The following is a 16,924-nucleotide window of genomic DNA, read 5'->3' on the forward strand; positions in this document are numbered from 1 at the left end:
TTCCTTTATAAAAAAGATATACCAACTTTAATTATAACATTTTTACTTGTCCATGTATTCCATATAACTCCTATTTGTTAATAATTATCATAAATATATAAAACAATTATATCTATTATCTTAATCAAATTCATCTTAATAAAGCGTATCTATTTATTTTATACCAATAACTTTATCTCATAATCATAGTATTTATATACGGTAATTTATAAATTATTGTAATAGTCTAATTATATTTACCTATCATCTATATAGCTTTATATATTATACCTTAATATATAAAGCTATATAGATGCAACTTAAAAGGGAGCTTCAAAGCTCCCTCTACTTATTATGCACTTTCCTCTTGATCTTTAAGCACTATAACAGGTTCTACATCTTCATTTACAGACGCCTCAGTTACTATAACCTTCTTGATATCATCTCTAGAAGGAACTTCAAACATACTGTTCATCATTACAGACTCAACGATACTTCTAAGTCCTCTGGCTCCTGTATTTCTTTCTATTGCCTTTTTAGCTATAGCTCTAAGAGCATCATCTTCAAACTCTAGATCTACATCATCTATTTCTAGTAATTTTTTGTATTGTTTTACTAGAGCATTCTTAGGTTCTTTTAATATGCTCATTAATGCATCTTCATCTAGTAGCTCTAAAGTTGCTACTACAGGTATTCTACCTATAAATTCTGGTATTATACCAAACTTAAGAAGATCCTCAGGAAGAACTTTAGCATATACTTTTCCTAAGTCCATTTCTCTTTTACTCTCTATTTTAGCTCCAAAACCTAAAGTTTTAGTTCCTCCACGATTTTGGATTATCTTTTCTATTCCATCAAACGCTCCACCTAAGATAAATAATACATTAGTAGTATCTATCTTTAAGAATTCTTGATGAGGGTGTTTTCTTCCACCTTGTGGAGGAACATTAGCAACTGTACCTTCTAATATCTTTAAAAGCGCTTGTTGAACACCTTCTCCACTGACATCTCTAGTTATAGATGGATTTTCAGATTTTCTAGCAATCTTATCTATCTCATCTATATACACAATTCCTCTTTCAGCTTTTTCTATGTCAAAATCAGCTGCTTGAATAAGCTTTAGAAGTATATTTTCAACATCTTCACCAACATACCCTGCTTCTGTTAATGACGTAGCATCTGCCATTGCAAATGGAACATTTAAAGTCTTGGCTAATGTTTGAGCTAATAAAGTTTTACCAGAACCCGTTGGTCCTAATAAAAGAATATTACTCTTTTGTATTTCTACATCTTTGCTATTAACCTTTTTACTATAAATTCTTTTATAGTGATTATATACAGCTACTGATAAAGCCTTTTTAGCTCTTTCTTGACCTATTACATAATCATCTAATATTCCCATCATTTCTTTTGGCTTTGGTAGAGATGCAGTATCCTCTTCTGTAGTATCTTCAATCTCTTCCTGAATGATTTCATCACAAAGTTCCACACATTCATCACATATATAAACATTTGGACCTGCAATTAATCTTCTCACTTGTTCTTGATTCTTACCACAGAATGAACATTTTAATTGTCTCTTATCTTCGTATTTTGACATATTATACACCTCTTCCTATCTACGGTCTTTATTCACAATAACTTCATCGATTAAGCCATATTCTTTAGCTTCTTGAGCACTCATGAAGTTATCACGTTCTGTATCCATTTGAATTTTTTCTAATGGTTGACCTGTTTTCTCAGATAATATTTGGTTTAAAGATTCTTTCATTCTTATGATTCTCTTTGCATGTATCTCTATGTCTGTTGCTTGCCCTCTAGTCCCACCTAATGGTTGATGTATCATTATTTCACTATTTGGTAAAGCAAATCTCTTTCCTTTTGCCCCCGCTGTTAACAGGAACGCACCCATTGAAGCAGCCATACCTATACATATTGTACTTACATCTGGCTTGATGTATTGCATAGTATCATAGATAGCCATTCCAGCTGTTATACTTCCACCTGGTGAGTTTATATATAAATGAATATCTTTATCTGGGTCATCTGCTTCTAAGAATAACAACTGAGCTACTACAAGACCTGCTGTAGCATCATTTACTTCATCTCCTAAAAATATTATTCTATCCTTTAGAAGTCTAGAATATATATCATAGGATCTTTCTCCTCTTCCTGTTTGTTCAACAACTACAGGTACTAGTGCCATGGATCATACCCCCTTATATCTACTATTTCTTATATATATAATTTTATAGTAGCCTAATCATAGGCTACTATAAAAAATTAAGCTATATTTGCATTTTCAACTAATAAATCTATAGTTTTTCTTATCTTTATTTGACCTTTTATATCTTCTTTATCTGTATCTTGTAATGAAGATATTAATTTCTCAACTTCCATGTTGTACATAGATGCCATTTTTTCAACTTCTGCAGTTATTTCTTCTTCAGATACTTCTATACCTTCAGCTTCTGCTACAGCTTCTAATACTAAAGAAGATTTAACTAATTTCTCAGCTTCTACTCTTCTTTCTTCTCTTAATTCATCTATGCTTCTTCCAGTCATTTCTAATAATTGTTGTAAGCTGAATCCTTGGTGTTGTAACTTATAGTTAAGATCCATTAATAAGTTATCTATTTGTTGATCTACCATAGCCTTAGGTACTTCTAATTCTGTGTTAGCAGCAACCTTTTCAACTATAGCATTTCTCATTTCACCTTCAGCTCTGTTATTTGCTTCTTCTTCTATCTTAGCTCTTACATCAGCTCTTAATTCAGCTAAAGTTTCGAATTCAGTAGTATCTTTAGCAAATTCATCATCTAATGCAGGTACTTCTTTAACCTTTACATCATTAACTTTTACATTAAATACTGCAGGCTTTCCAGCTAAAGTATCAACATGGTATTCTTCTGGGAAAGTAACGTTAACTTCTACTTCTTCTCCAGCTTTTTTCCCAACTAATTGGTCTTCAAATCCTGGTATGAATGAGTTTGAACCTATAACTAAGTTATGATTTTCTCCTTTTCCACCATCGAAAGCAACTCCATCTTGGAATCCTTCGAAATCTATAACAGCAGTATCACCATTTTCTATAGCTTTATCTTCAGCGCTTACTAATCTAGCGTTTTTATCTAACATTTCTTCTAATCTTAATTTTACTTCTTCTTCACTTACAGTATTATCAACTCTAGCTATTTCTATACCTTTGTAAGCTCCTAATTCGAATTCTGGCTTAACTTCAACGTTAACAACCATTACTAGACCTTTATCTTGGCTTATTTCTTCAACATCTAGGTCTGGTCTGTCTATTGGTTCTATGTTTAATTCTTTTATAGCTGTTGGGTATACTTCTGGGAATAATATTTCTATCGCATCATTGTAGAATATTCCTTTTCCGTATTGAGTTTCTATAACAACCTTTGGAGCTTTACCTTTTCTGAATCCTGGTATATTGTACTTACCTCTATTTTTAGAGTAAGCTTTATTCACCGCTGATTCAAATTTATTATTATCTACAGTTATTTTTAAAGTAACTTTATTGCCTTCTTTTTTTATTAATTCTGCTTTCATTTACTTAATTCCTCCTATATATTATGTAATAGTTTGTGATATGGTATTTTAATCCCATTATACATTAATTCAACTCTTTAATTATAGCACATAAGTTTTTTTATTTACAAGTGTTCCCTTTATTTCATAGCCTCTCTACCAATGTCTCTTCCAAAGTATCCACCCCTTACAGTCCTTGTTTCTGACACTGTAATAAATGCATTTGGATCATAGTCTAAAGCTGTTTTCTCAAATCTAATTAATTTCTTTCTATCTAAGACAATCTGCATAATATATTTTATACCTTCTCTACCTCTACCTTCTATTACGGTAACTCCAAAACCATGATCTCTAAGGAAATCTGCAAATTCTTCAACTTGCTTACTCGTAAACACTTGAGCAGTTATAAGTCCTATAGCAAGCTTAGACTCTAATGTAATTCCTACAACATTTCCTGTAGCAAATCCTAGAGCATATGACATAATCTTTAATGGATTACCCATATCGCTAAGCACATAGTTCATAGCGGTTAAGTATATTATAATTTCAAATATGCCTATAAAAAATGCCATTTTCTTCATACCTTTAACTACAAATATAGTTCTGATTGTAGCAAGTGATACGTCTGCACATTTTGCTAAAAAAATCAGTAAATACCCCAATATTAATGTTCCCATTTCCCCCTCCTGAAATAAACAATTATAATTTCATTTTCTCAACACTTACTTGATTATCTTCTATATTAAGTATTACAAAACTTCTGTAATTGACACCTCTAGGAAGAGATACACTTCCTGGGTTTATATAGAGTATATTGTCTTTTTCTAGGCATAATGGCGTATGAGTATGCCCAAATATAACTATGTCAGCACCAACTTTTTTAGCTTTTGATTCTAGCTCTTTTATACCATACTTAACTCCATAATTGTCTCCATGACACAGAAATATCTTTTTATCAACTATATCAATTTCCAATTCTTCTTCAACATTTTCAAAATCACAATTTCCTTTGACAGCCATAGTGCCTATACCAGTCATCGAATATAAGTATTTCGAATCTTCAAAATTATCCCCTGCATGTATTATTAAATCACATTCCTTTAGATATGGTATAGCCTCATCTATACATTTCTTAATTCTATGTGTATCACTTAATACCCCTATTTTCATTATCTTGATATCCTCTTATTAAATTCATTTTTCATTAATTTTAATGAATTTGCTCTGTGGCTTATTGCATTCTTTATTGAAGCTGGTATTTCTCCAAATGTCTTGTTATATTTATCTACTATAAATAAACAGTCATAACCAAATCCATTGTCACCTTTTTCTTCCATAGCTATTGTACCCTCACAAGTTCCTCTTACTACAAACTCTTTTCCGTCAGGGAATACTACCGCTATAGCAGATACGAATCTTGCACTTCTTTGGCTCATAGGTACATTTTTCATCATCTTTAATAATTTCTCTCTATTATCCGCATCAGTAGCATCTTCTCCTGCAAATCTAGCAGAATATACTCCTGGCTTTTTGCCTATAGCATCTACTTCTAATCCTGAATCATCAGATATTGATATCATGTTAGTTTTTTGTGCTATTACTCTTGCCTTTATAAGAGCATTTTCTTCAAATGTTTTACCATCTTCTACTATTTCTATTCCTGCTAAATCAACATCTTTTAATGAATTTATCTTGTAATCAAAATCCTTTAATATAGCACCTATTTCTTCTAGTTTATGCGCATTATTAGTCGCTATTACTACTTCATTTCCGTAGTCTACACCTAATATTTCATCAGCAATTTCTCCTAAAGCTTTTCTTTGCTCTTTTATTAACACTTGATTTCCTATTTCACCAAGCTTTAAAAGTTCATTTAAATCATCTCTTGAGAATGGTCTTTCTTCTCCTGTACCTTGAACTTCAACAAATTCTCCACTATCAGTCATTATAACGTTCATATCTACTTGCGCACTAGAATCTTCTTCGTAACATAAGTCTAACATATGAGTCTTATTCACTATACCTACACTTATAGCAGATACGAAGTTTCTTATTGGCATTTCTTTTATTGCTTTTGATTTATATAATTTATGTATTGCATCAGCTACTGCAACAAAAGCTCCAGTTATAGATGCTGTTCTAGTACCACCATCAGCCTGTATAACATCACAGTCAACCCAAATAGTTCTTTCTCCTATTTTATCTAAAGATACAACTGATCTTATAGCTCTACCTATTAATCTCTGTATTTCTTGAGTTCTTCCATCTATCTTTCCTCTTGATGACTCTCTTATCTTTCTTTGGTGCGTAGACCTTGGAAGCATAGAGTATTCAGCATTTATCCACCCTGTTCCACTATTTCTTAAAAAAGGAGGGACCTTATCTTCTATTGAAGCTGTACATATTACCTTAGTTTCTCCCATTTCTATAAGCACAGAACCTTCTGCATATCTCGTATAGTTCCTAGTTATTTTTATATCTCTTATTTCATCATTTTTTCTATTACCTATTCTAGCCATGTTGATACCTCTCTCAAATCAATTATTAAACTTTTATATTTAGTCTCTACTCTATCTATTATATACATATTTTACTAACAACTTTATATATTTTATAAAAATAAATTTACTAAACTAATTTATTTTCAACCTCTTCCTTAGAAGATAGCTTTGATAGTTCCAAAAACTCATCTTCATCAACTACTTTAACACCTAGTTCATTAGCCTTAGTAAGTTTAGACCCAGCTTCTTCTCCTGCTAATACAAATGTAGTTGATTTACTAACACTTGAAGTTGACTTACCACCTCTAGATTCAATTATTTCTTTTGCATCATTTCTTTTTAAAGTTGGAAGAGTTCCTGTTAAGACAATTTTCATACCTTCAAATACTTTAACTATCCCTGAATCTTCATTTTCAATAGACTTAGTATTTACACCTGCATTTTTTAGTTTTTCTATTACACTTAGGTTTTTCTCTTCTTTAAAGAATTCAACCACACTATTCGCCATAGTTTCACCAAATTCCTCTAGATTAACTAGTTCTGGCTCTGTTGCATTAATAATTTTATCTAAATCTTTGAAGCTATTTGCAAGAATTTTAGCAGCCTTAACACCAATAAATTTAATTCCTAATCCATTTATAAGTCTCCATAAGTCATTATCTTTCGACTTTTCAAGTGAATTTATTAAGTTAGTTGCTGATTTTTCACCCATACGCTCTAAATTTATAACATCATCCTTATTTATATAGTATAAGTCAGATATATCTTTGATTATTTTTTCATTTAACAGTAATGTTATTATTGACTCTCCTAATCCATCTATATTCATTGCATCTCTAGATACAAAGTGTATTATACCTCTTCTTATTTGAGCTGGACACGAAATATTTATACATTTAACTGCAGCTTCACCTTCTAACCTTACTGTTGGCTCTGAACATACTGGACATTTGTCAGGAAGATTAAAATCTATTTCTTCTCCTGTACGCTCTTCTTTTACTACCTCTAATACTTGTGGTATTATATCTCCAGCTTTTTGAACTATTACTGTATCATTTATTTTTATATCTTTTTCTTTTATATAGTCTTCATTATGAAGAGTTGCTCTACTTACACTAGTTCCAGCCAACCTAACTGGTTCAAGTATAGCAGTTGGGGTTATTGTTCCTGTTCTCCCTACTTCCACAATTATATCTAGTATTTTAGTCTTCTTCTTCTCTGCTGGGAATTTATATGCTATAGCCCATCTCGGACTTTTTGCCGTATATCCCATATCTTCCCTTTGATCTAAATTATTTACTTTGATTACCATACCATCTATTTCAAAGTCTAATTTGTCTCTATTCTCAGTCCAATACTCTATAAATCCAATAACTTGATCTATACTATTACATACCTTGTAATTAGGACTTACAGAGAATCCAAGATTTTTTAAGAATTCTAATGATTCACTGTGGCTTTTAAATTCCTTATTATCTATATGTTCAAGATTAAACACAAATATATCTAAAGGCCTCTTTGCTGTTAATTTAGGATCTAACTGTCTTAAAGAACCTGCTGCAAGATTTCTTGGGTTAGCAAAAAGTTGTGCCCCTGCTTCTTCTTGTTGCTCATTTATTTTTTTGAAATTTCCTTTAGATATATATACTTCTCCTCTTACTACTAACTCACTGTTATCTTGTATTTTTAGAGGTATACTTTTCACTGTCATTAGGTTTTTCGATATATCTTCTCCAACTACTCCATCACCTCTAGTAGCTCCTTTTTCAAAAGTTCCATTACTATATGTAACACCTACAGATAGTCCATCTATCTTAAATTCTACTACATACTCTACTTTACCACTTACCATATCTCTTACCCTTTTATCAAAATCTTGTAAATCTTGACTTGAATAAGCATTTGATAAACTTAACATAGGTATTTTATGTACGATTTGATCAAATTTATCTAGAGGTTTACCTCCTACACGATTAGTTGGAGAGTCTACCCTCTTAAACTCAGGATATTTTTCCTCAAGTTTAATTAATTCTTTCATTAAATTATCATAATCAAAGTCTGATATCTCAGGCAAATCTTGATTATAATATTTTTCATTGTGATAATTTATATCTTCTATTAATTTATCTATTTTATCCTTAGTATTCATATCATATCACCTCTTATTTAATATTATTGCCATTTTATAACTTTATATTGTTTAGTATATCATTATAGTTTTGTCCTTTTAAATATTTTATTTTATACAATTCTAATATTTTAATTTATAATTGTATATTTTACTAATTCAAATCCTTTGAATTAAGTTAATTGAACTTTTTATATGTATTAATAATAGAATGTATTAAGTTTATTTTAGATATTTTAATTGAAAGGATGATTATTATGAATAATACATCGTTGCAAATAAAATGCTCTATTCCAGCAACACTTACTACTAATAGCAACCTTATATTTGATAATATAAGATACTCTCACGGTAACATTACTTATTCTAATATTACTGGTGAGATAACGTTTAATGAAACTGGAAATTACCTTATTAACTGGTGGGTTGCTACACAACTGGCTTTGAATTCTAATTCTGTTACCTTCGCACTTAGCTCTTCACAAGGAGATATAGTCAAAGGATGTTCTCCCATAAAAACTGGAGAAGTCTTTGGAACTGCAATTATTAATATAATCACACCTAATACTACCCTATCATTAAAAAATATCAATCCTGGTAGTATAACTCTTTCTAGATCAACACCTATTCAAGCTTCACTAGTTGCTGTTCAATATGACACAAACACATCTGAGGGACTTAGTAATACATCCTTGTGTTTTTCTTACTTACAATTAGCTCATATTATAAAGCAACTTATAGAAAAATACCCCAACTATACTATGTCTATTTTTACAACATCTTTAGCCTCATCCCCTCTAACAGGTAAACCTTATCAATTATATTCTTCAAACCCAAACAGTGACGTTGGTATTTTTATAATAAATAATAACGGTGGTTTAATATCAATACCTATAAATCATATTATAGCAATATATGTTGGAGATGGATCTGTGTACGATACAAGTATAACCTACTTGATCCCAGATATACCAATTCCAAAGGGCTGTGATACAGATATGATTACTTCTATAAAAAATTATTTATCAGTAGGGTATCATATATCATTTTCACTGGGTGTGAATACATCTGGAGAAGGAGATGTTTATAAAAATGAATATGCTATGCTTGTATTAGCTGATTCAGGTGGAAATACACCTCTATTTATCCCTCCACTAGAAATAGTTGCATTATCTATAGATTCAACAAGCACTCCAGCCTTAGGTAGCAATTTATCTATTTCTAGTAGATTGCCATAAATACAGAAATCTAGTAAATATAATTAATACGTATCTATTTATAAATTATTTAGCTCATCCAGCTTAAAAAACTAGAAGGTGCAATTTTAAATACACCTTCTAGTTTTTTAATATCCCTTTTTTATATCCACAATATTATTTATATTTTTGCCCTGTATATAGCTTTTTAAATTACTATATATAGTGTTAAAAGTTCTATCTTTGTTCATATTAGATATCCAAGAATTATGAGGTGTTATTATTACATTTTCATACTGCCACAAACTATTTTCTGTACTCAGTGGTTCTTCTTCAAAAACATCTAATGCAACCCCTTTAAACTTTCTGATATTTTTTATTAAATCATCCTCATGAATTATGTTCCCTCTACCTACATTTATAAATACTGAGTTATCTTTCATAATTTTAAACTTATTATCATTAATCATACCTATAGTTTCCTTAGTAGATGGTATAGTAACAACTACTACATCGCACTCTCTAAATACTATATCCATATCTTCAGTAGAAAAACATCTATCGAAATAGTCAGTGTCTCTACCTTTTGTATTTACTCCCCATATTTCCACTTCGAAAGCCTTTAATCTTTTGGCAGCCTCTGTTGCTATAGTTCCAGTACCTATAAACCCAATTGTTTTGCCACACAATTCCTCAACTGAATAATCAACTCTCCAAATTTTATTTAATTGTTGGTTATATAGATTCATAGTATTTTTATATATTTCAAGTATATACATTACAATCCATTCTCCCATAGGTATGCTATATCCACCTCTATTGTTTGCTAGCAAAATATCATTTTCTATGATACTTCTCTTAGGTACTTGATCGATTCCTACACTTGTGATTTGTATGTACCTTAGATTTTTCATTTTATCTATATCTAAATTGCTAAACGGATTATAAGTCACTAATACTTGTGCTAAATTTATTTCATCATTATTTTCTATTTTACGCTCTGGTATATACATGAGGTCGTATCCTAAGTCTCTTATCTTTTGAAACTTTTCTTCTCCGTAATTTTCGGTAAATAAAACTTTCATTTTACTCTCCTCCATATTTAATCTAAATATTTTACTCGATACTTATTTTTATTATATTTATAACTAAAAAAGTCCTTCAAAATTTTTGAAGGACTTAATCTATTTTAAAATAAATGCACTGGCTATGATGTTAATACTGCGAGGTGTGATTGCATTTATTTAAATATATTTTAACCAATTTAACATTCTTTATATATAAATTTTTTAATTTCTAATATATTTTATTATTTATGATTAATAGTCTTTCCACTTTTCATAGCTTGTCTCTCTTCTTCCAGGTTCATTATTAGATTATTTAAAGTCCAATCAATAGATGTATCAGTTACCATAGCAGTTAGAGGCCTCATTATTTTCATTTTCTTAAGACTATCTAAGAATGCATTTATTTTATTATGAGGCATATTGTTAAATATTATTGATTTATTTTTCATACCATTATTACACTCACCAGATAATTTATCCTCTAGTATATCTCTTATTACGCTATCCCCATTTATATTATTTAAGATAATATGATCTCTCATACCTAGCATACTACTTATATTTCTTATTGTTAATAATTCCTTCTTATCAAAATTTACTATCAGTATGCAACTTCTATCATGTTTATCCTGCACATTAACATTATTAATTTTTTCAAACGACATACTTGTTCCTCCCTTTAAAATGCTTACTATATTAATTTTTACCACAAGAAGCTATAATTAAAACATCTCTATAAAAAAGAAAAATAAGAAGATATATTAGATCTGCTTATTTTTCTTTTTTATTTTATACAAGTTCACTTGCTATTTGTGTATAATTTTTCTTTTTCATTCTATAATGAGTTATTACTGTAAATACTCCGCTTCCTATTAATATCAAATAATACATAAATCCACCATATAAAAATACTGCATATCCCATAAGAGGCTTAGGGAATACTGTATTAAATATTGTAAAGAATGCTATCTCATTTGCCCCTATGTTACCTGGTGTAGGTATTGGAGATATTGCCATATATAAGAATGCTTGTAAAGTTAATAAATATATATAGCTATGACCATCTAAGTTAAATGCTTTGTATATCCAAAACGATATACTAAAGTAACAAGTTAATTGTATTACTGTAAGTACTATAGTTAAAAACAAAACTCTCTTATTCTTAATTATCGACCTTACAGACTGGCTATATTCATCTATAAAACTTTCAACATTATCTAGCTTCTTAACTAAGAATTCAAAGGTTTTATATCTAGATATAAAACCTATAATAAAACGTGCAATTATTTTAACCTTATTTGGATTTAATACTACTAACACTGCCATAATAATAGTAAATGCATTTATTGCTATTCCCATATAAACTAAAAGCATCATTCCAGGCATTTTGCCTTTTAAAGAAGCTGAATTTATTAAAATTAGTGAGCTACAATAAATAGTAACCATAGTCTGATAAATAAGAGATTTATTAGTTACTATTGCACTTGACTTACTTAGAGGAACTTTACACTTATTAAGTATATAAATTTGCATTGGCTGACTTCCCGATGCAAAAGGAGTAACTAAATTATAATAAAACCCCATAATAGCTAATTTAAATCCTATGAATCTTACTTTTACCTTCTGTGTGTCATCAATCATAATCTTTAGCACTAGCCCTTCAAGGTATACATAAAGCGATATTGACAATGCACCCAGTAAAATAAATTTTGAGTCTACCATCTTCACTACACTAGAGAGCATACTAATGTCTAAGCTCTTGAATACTAGATAAGTAGTTATTGCCATTAGTAAAATTAAAAATGTATATTGTAATAAACTTTTATTTATGTTTTTGAATTTATTCATTTAATTTTCCTAACCTTTCCCTGTATTTAAGTTATTAAAATTATTTCTACCTCTAGTATATCTTATAAATCTTAAATTTTTATTACAAATAGTCTTACAATTTTGTTATATTCTTATTTTATTTTAATTAATCCCACTAGTGCTCTTACTCATTGAATATGATAGTACTCCAATTGATGTTACCAAGATAGGGTATTCTCCATCTATTTTCTAAATTTATATTGCTTAATTTAAATATATATTAATTGTTTAATTTTATACATGTATGCATCAATAAATAACCATAGCTCTTATCCTTCTTAACTAAAAAAGCTATCAAGAAATTTCTTGATAGCTTTGTAAAAGTTATATTTATTTTTTCTTAACAATTTTCGCCACACACTCAACGTGCATTGTGTGAGGGAACATATCTACCGGTTGTATTTCTACACATTTAAATCCATGTTGATCTAAATAATTTAAATCCCTTGCTAAAGTTGATGGGTTACAAGAAACATAAACTACTTTATCTGGGTCCATAGAAACGATTGTATCTAATACCTTTTCATCACAGCCTTTTCGAGGAGGGTCTACTACTACTACGTTGGCAGTCTTTCCTTCCTTATACATCTTAGGTACTACTTCTTCAGCTTTACCTACATAAAACTCAACATTATCTAATTTATTTAAATCTGCATTAATCTTCGCATCTTTTATAGCATCTTCTACTATCTCTACACCATAAACCTTTTTAGCTTTTTGAGCTAAGAATAATGATATAGTCCCTATCCCACAGTATATATCAAATACTGTGTCATTTTCCTCTAGTTCTGCATACTCTAAAGCTTTATTATATAGCACTTCAGTTTGAACTGGATTTACCTGGAAAAATGATAGTGGAGATATTTCGAAAACTAAATCTCCTATATAATCATTTATTTTACCATCTCCATAAATAACTATATTTTCTTTTCCAAGTATCACGTTAGTCTTCTCTCTATTTACATTAACTACCAACGTCTTAAATCCTGGTATATTTTCTCTTAATACTGATGCTAGTTCATTTAGATATGGTAACTTTCTTCCGTTTGCAACTAATACTACCATTACTTCATTAGTTGTAAATCCTATCTTGGTTACTAAATGTCTTAAAACCCCAGTATTATTTTTTTCATCGTATATACTAACCTTATATGCATTGATATAAGTTTTTATTATTTTCATAATTTTATCATTTACATCATGCTGTATTACACACTTATCTGTTGGTATTAGCTCATGACTCTTCTTCTTATAAAATCCTATCACAGGAGAACCATTTACCTTTTGAATAGGGAATTGAGCTTTATTTCTATACCTTACAGGCGCTTCCATACCTATAGTTTCGTGTATAACTACGTCGTCTAACTTTCCTATTCTAGTTACAACTTGTTTAACTTCATTGGTCTTAATATCAAGTTGATTTTGGTAATTAAGCTCTTGAATTTGACATCCACCACAATCTTTTAAAGTATCACTACAAATTCTGTCTACTCTAAACGGAGATTTTTCTATAATTTCTAGCATTTTACCCTCTGCATAGTTTTTTTTAGCCTTAGTAATCCTAACCTTAACTTTATCTTGTATTAATCCGCCCTCTACAAAAACAGTAAATCCATCGTACTTGCCGACTCCAACTCCGCCTTGACCTATATCAACTATATCAACTATATAACTTTCATTCTTTAATAACATAGGTTTATCCTCCGTACATTTATTTTAATAAACTTCAATATTTTATTTTACCAAAAAAATAGAGGCTTATAAAGCCCCTATATAAATAAATCTTTACTTTTATATCCTCTGTACAGCTGTAAGCAAGCAAATATTAATAATACAGCTCCACCTAATGGACCAATATATACTAAACTTTTAGCTAAACTTTCACTTACTCCACTATTTATAATAGCTGTGACTGCTCCTGCATAGTCTGAAAATGCATTGATTCCATATCTTAGCCATGTAAATGATGTCATTAGCGCAACCGGAACTAGACTCAGCGTCATATAAAATCCACTTATAGACCTTTTCTTAACTCCTTTTAATCCTAGATAAATTGGGATAAAGAATAGTATTGGTAATATAAATCCATAAAACTGTGGTGATAGCGCTAAGAATAAAATAGAGCTAAATAAAAAGCTCGTTATATACTTTCTCAAATTATTTGTGCTTCCTCTAAAATCACATAACGATGCTTTGAGATATCTTATATATATTTCTATACTGCTTTCTAATTTTTCATTGCCTTTTTCTCTTGAATTCCTTATCTCTTTCGTTAACTCTATACCCTTTGAATTCAATTGATTATATTGATTCTTAAAGTTCTCTGATATTTCTATTTGCTGATAAGTTTTATGTATTTCTTGTAAAGTTGATATATATTTACTTCTTTTATTTTCTCTTATGTATTTTGCCTTTCCTATTTCAACACTCAATTGATTAATTGTACTCACTACTAAATTTGCATTCATCGTAGACCCCCCTTGTTTATATATTACTATATATGCTATTCATATATCAGAATATTTTAACTTTTATATTTTTCATGCATGGTATGTAGCTAAAAAACCCTACAACTAAGTAGGGTTTTTGTATATATTTTTAAAACTTATTTTTGATCTTTTATTATTTTATTCATTGATATCCCTATAGTCGTAAATATAATAACCCATATCGTTCCCATAAACCCCCATGCAACACCTGTCATTTATACATTCCTCCTCTTTATTTATGAATATCATTTCGCTAATTCTTTATTGGCATCTATCTCAGCTCTATATTTACTTCTAATAGATTTATAAGATTGTATAAATCCTATTAGTAATACCCCAAATACAACAACTCTACCTAGGTTAACCCATATAGCAAACTCTGGTATTTCTGCTATATAACTAGGAACTATCTTAAAATTACCAGCTAACCAGTAATCTCTTGTAAAAAATACTAAGAAAGTTATTATAGTAACTGGAGTTAAGAATTGATGGAATAATCTAAAGAACCACTTAGGAACCTTCCATAGTCCACCTCTATTCATTTCTTCAAGTGCACTATCTCTTACACACCATCCAATTACTATTATTTCTATTAATCCTAAAACTATAAGAATATAGTTACCTATCCAGTTATCAACCTCTGTGAAATATACCAAGTTAGCGCTCTTAGTTAAAATTGACTCTAATGCTATTGGGGCTCCAACTATTAAGTATCCAATAAATACTATCCAAGCACCTTTTTTTCTTTCTATTCCTGCATCTTCTTCTAGTAATGCAACTAGGTAGTTATACATAGCTATTGCCGATGTTATACCTGCAAAGAATAATAAGAAGAACCACATAGCTCCAAATATTCCACCACCTGTCATCGTACTAAATACATTAGGTAAGGCCATAAATGCTAGCCCTATACTTCCTTTTATACCTTCAGGTCCTAAAAATGCATATGCAATAGGTATAACAGCTGTACCACCTAATATAACCTCTGCAAATTCATTAAGTGATATTGTTGCGACAGATGCTGTAATTATATCCTCATCTGGTTGTAGATAAGAAGCATAGTTGTGAATTATTCCCATTCCTAAAGATAGTGTAAAGAATATCTGACCTGCTGCAGCTATAGCAGATTGCCATGATAATTGACTAAAATCTGGATTCCATATAAAATTTAATCCTGCTAATGAACTCCAATCAGGGTCAACAGGAGAACCTAATGTTAATGCTCTAACACCTAATATTATCCCAAATACATATAATACCGGCATCATAATTTTCGCCCATGATTCTATACCTTTTTGTATTCCTTTCATAACTGCTACTGCTAAAAATATTAATGCTAGTACCCAGAAAACTAAATTCTTAGGATCTTGAATGTAATTTGCAAAAAATCCTGTTGGATCTCCTGTATATCCACCTGTCAAAGAGCTTACGGCAAATCCAAGTGACCATCCTATTATATGATTGTAGTATGAGTTAACTAGTATAGTAACTCCAAAGGCTATCATTCCACATAGTGCTCCAACTATAATTGCCTTCTTAGGTTTCATAGCCTTCTTTGCTTGCAAGTACATCATAGGTCCCAATGTACCGTGTCCATGCTTACCTCCATAACGCCCTATACTCCACTCTACTAACATTATAGGTATACCTATAACGATTAGAGCAAAGAAATATGGTATCATAAATGCTCCCCCACCATTGGACGCAGCTACATATGGAAATCTCCAAAAATTCCCAAGTCCAACAGCATTTCCAGCCATCGCTAGTATAAGTCCTATTTTCGATCCCCAATTCTCTCTACTTTCTGCCATTGATTTTCCCCCTTTTATTAGTATTATTATATTTATATTTTATAAAGGAAATAATTATTACTCTTTATAGATTGAATCATTTGAATTTTCAAATAATTCAATCTATAAAATAACCACTAAGCTTACAAAACTTAGTGGTCAAATATATAACTTAAAAATATAGTATCACTTATTGGATATATTTTCAAGTTTATTTTTTAAATTTTCTAAATATTCCAGTAATTTTATGTTATATTCTAAATATTTATTCTATAGAGTTTTATAAAACTCTACTTGATCCTCTGTATACAACGCCTCTTGCAGCATCTACTGTAACAGTTTCTCCATCTTTAACT

At 30.1% G+C, this 16,924-nt stretch carries 14 protein-coding genes; 1 reads left to right on the forward strand and 13 read right to left on the reverse strand.

Translation table 11 applies throughout. The annotated features are described in order from the left end of the window. Positions 1–331: 331 nt before the first annotated feature. The 7 genes from clpX to ligA form a co-directional block, all read right to left on the reverse strand. Positions 332–1,579, reverse strand: a complete 1,248-nt coding sequence (gene clpX, locus CHL78_RS12770; protein ID WP_094368993.1) for an ATP-dependent Clp protease ATP-binding subunit ClpX — start codon at positions 1,577–1,579, stop codon at positions 332–334. Between the two features lie 15 nt (positions 1,580–1,594). After that, entirely contained in the window at positions 1,595–2,185 is a 591-nt protein-coding gene (gene clpP, locus CHL78_RS12775; RefSeq protein WP_094368992.1) for an ATP-dependent Clp endopeptidase proteolytic subunit ClpP, read from the reverse strand. Positions 2,186–2,262: 77 nt separating this feature from the next. Then, positions 2,263–3,549 (reverse strand): trigger factor, encoded by a 1,287-nt coding sequence (gene tig / locus CHL78_RS12780; protein ID WP_094368991.1) that lies wholly within the window; start codon positions 3,547–3,549, stop codon positions 2,263–2,265. Positions 3,550–3,668: 119 nt separating this feature from the next. Beyond that, complete coding sequence (locus tag CHL78_RS12785; RefSeq protein WP_094368990.1) at positions 3,669–4,205, reverse strand: DUF2179 domain-containing protein; 537 nt, start codon at positions 4,203–4,205, stop codon at positions 3,669–3,671. A 22-nt stretch (positions 4,206–4,227) separates the two neighbouring features. After that, a complete protein-coding gene (locus tag CHL78_RS12790; protein ID WP_094368989.1) occupies positions 4,228–4,698 on the reverse strand; it encodes a metallophosphoesterase family protein in 471 nt (156 codons plus the stop codon). Next, positions 4,698–6,047 carry a ribonuclease PH gene (gene rph, locus CHL78_RS12795; RefSeq protein WP_094368988.1) on the reverse strand — a complete coding sequence of 450 codons (1,350 nt, stop codon included), beginning with the start codon at positions 6,045–6,047 and terminating at the stop codon, positions 4,698–4,700. The genes CHL78_RS12790 and rph overlap by 1 nt, the downstream gene beginning before the upstream one ends. A 109-nt stretch (positions 6,048–6,156) precedes the next feature. Further along, entirely contained in the window at positions 6,157–8,178 is a 2,022-nt protein-coding gene (gene ligA / locus CHL78_RS12800) for an NAD-dependent DNA ligase LigA (protein ID WP_094368987.1), read from the reverse strand. Between the two features lie 236 nt (positions 8,179–8,414). On the opposite strand from ligA, the gene CHL78_RS12805 reads away from it, so the two are divergent. Further along, positions 8,415–9,395, forward strand: coding sequence for a hypothetical protein (locus tag CHL78_RS12805; protein WP_094368986.1), 981 nt, complete (start codon positions 8,415–8,417; stop codon positions 9,393–9,395). 107 nt (positions 9,396–9,502) lie between these two features. Here the strand turns inward: CHL78_RS12805 and CHL78_RS12810 are convergent, their stop codons facing one another. The 6 genes from CHL78_RS12810 to CHL78_RS12835 all read right to left on the reverse strand — a co-directional run bounded on the left by CHL78_RS12810 (position 9,503) and on the right by CHL78_RS12835 (position 16,589). Continuing rightward, entirely contained in the window at positions 9,503–10,438 is a 936-nt protein-coding gene (locus CHL78_RS12810) for a phosphoglycerate dehydrogenase (protein WP_094368985.1), read from the reverse strand. Positions 10,439–10,662: 224 nt separating this feature from the next. Beyond that, positions 10,663–11,085, reverse strand: coding sequence for a DUF3783 domain-containing protein (locus CHL78_RS12815; protein WP_094368984.1), 423 nt, complete (start codon positions 11,083–11,085; stop codon positions 10,663–10,665). A 124-nt stretch (positions 11,086–11,209) separates the two neighbouring features. Continuing rightward, a complete protein-coding gene (locus CHL78_RS12820; protein ID WP_094368983.1) occupies positions 11,210–12,268 on the reverse strand; it encodes a lysylphosphatidylglycerol synthase transmembrane domain-containing protein in 1,059 nt (352 codons plus the stop codon). A gap of 351 nt (positions 12,269–12,619) precedes the next feature. Next, the gene (rlmD, locus tag CHL78_RS12825) at positions 12,620–13,981 is read right to left on the reverse strand and encodes a 23S rRNA (uracil(1939)-C(5))-methyltransferase RlmD (protein ID WP_094368982.1); all 1,362 of its coding nucleotides are present in this window, start codon (positions 13,979–13,981) and stop codon (positions 12,620–12,622) included. 77 nt (positions 13,982–14,058) lie between these two features. Continuing rightward, complete coding sequence (locus CHL78_RS12830; RefSeq protein WP_094368981.1) at positions 14,059–14,757, reverse strand: hypothetical protein; 699 nt, start codon at positions 14,755–14,757, stop codon at positions 14,059–14,061. A gap of 266 nt (positions 14,758–15,023) precedes the next feature. Next, positions 15,024–16,589 carry a sodium-dependent transporter gene (locus CHL78_RS12835; protein ID WP_094368980.1) on the reverse strand — a complete coding sequence of 522 codons (1,566 nt, stop codon included), beginning with the start codon at positions 16,587–16,589 and terminating at the stop codon, positions 15,024–15,026. Positions 16,590–16,924: the final 335 nt, after the last annotated feature.

The sequence above is a fragment of the Romboutsia weinsteinii genome, from assembly GCF_002250835.2.
Taxonomy (GTDB): Bacteria; Bacillota; Clostridia; order Peptostreptococcales; family Peptostreptococcaceae; genus Romboutsia_A; species Romboutsia_A weinsteinii.

What these genes read in the sequence shown, in the direction of transcription:
- clpX (WP_094368993.1), bottom strand. Translation starts at nt 1,579, where the DNA reads ATGTCAAAATACGAAGATAAGAGACAATTAAAATGTTCATTCTGTGGT.
- clpP (WP_094368992.1), bottom strand. Translation starts at nt 2,185, where the DNA reads ATGGCACTAGTACCTGTAGTTGTTGAACAAACAGGAAGAGGAGAAAGA.
- tig (WP_094368991.1), bottom strand. Translation starts at nt 3,549, where the DNA reads ATGAAAGCAGAATTAATAAAAAAAGAAGGCAATAAAGTTACTTTAAAA.
- CHL78_RS12785 (WP_094368990.1), bottom strand. Translation starts at nt 4,205, where the DNA reads ATGGGAACATTAATATTGGGGTATTTACTGATTTTTTTAGCAAAATGT.
- CHL78_RS12790 (WP_094368989.1), bottom strand. Translation starts at nt 4,698, where the DNA reads ATGAAAATAGGGGTATTAAGTGATACACATAGAATTAAGAAATGTATA.
- rph (WP_094368988.1), bottom strand. Translation starts at nt 6,047, where the DNA reads ATGGCTAGAATAGGTAATAGAAAAAATGATGAAATAAGAGATATAAAA.
- ligA (WP_094368987.1), bottom strand. Translation starts at nt 8,178, where the DNA reads ATGAATACTAAGGATAAAATAGATAAATTAATAGAAGATATAAATTAT.
- CHL78_RS12805 (WP_094368986.1), top strand. Translation starts at nt 8,415, where the DNA reads ATGAATAATACATCGTTGCAAATAAAATGCTCTATTCCAGCAACACTT.
- CHL78_RS12810 (WP_094368985.1), bottom strand. Translation starts at nt 10,438, where the DNA reads ATGAAAGTTTTATTTACCGAAAATTACGGAGAAGAAAAGTTTCAAAAG.
- CHL78_RS12815 (WP_094368984.1), bottom strand. Translation starts at nt 11,085, where the DNA reads ATGTCGTTTGAAAAAATTAATAATGTTAATGTGCAGGATAAACATGAT.
- CHL78_RS12820 (WP_094368983.1), bottom strand. Translation starts at nt 12,268, where the DNA reads ATGAATAAATTCAAAAACATAAATAAAAGTTTATTACAATATACATTT.
- rlmD (WP_094368982.1), bottom strand. Translation starts at nt 13,981, where the DNA reads ATGTTATTAAAGAATGAAAGTTATATAGTTGATATAGTTGATATAGGT.
- CHL78_RS12830 (WP_094368981.1), bottom strand. Translation starts at nt 14,757, where the DNA reads ATGAATGCAAATTTAGTAGTGAGTACAATTAATCAATTGAGTGTTGAA.
- CHL78_RS12835 (WP_094368980.1), bottom strand. Translation starts at nt 16,589, where the DNA reads ATGGCAGAAAGTAGAGAGAATTGGGGATCGAAAATAGGACTTATACTA.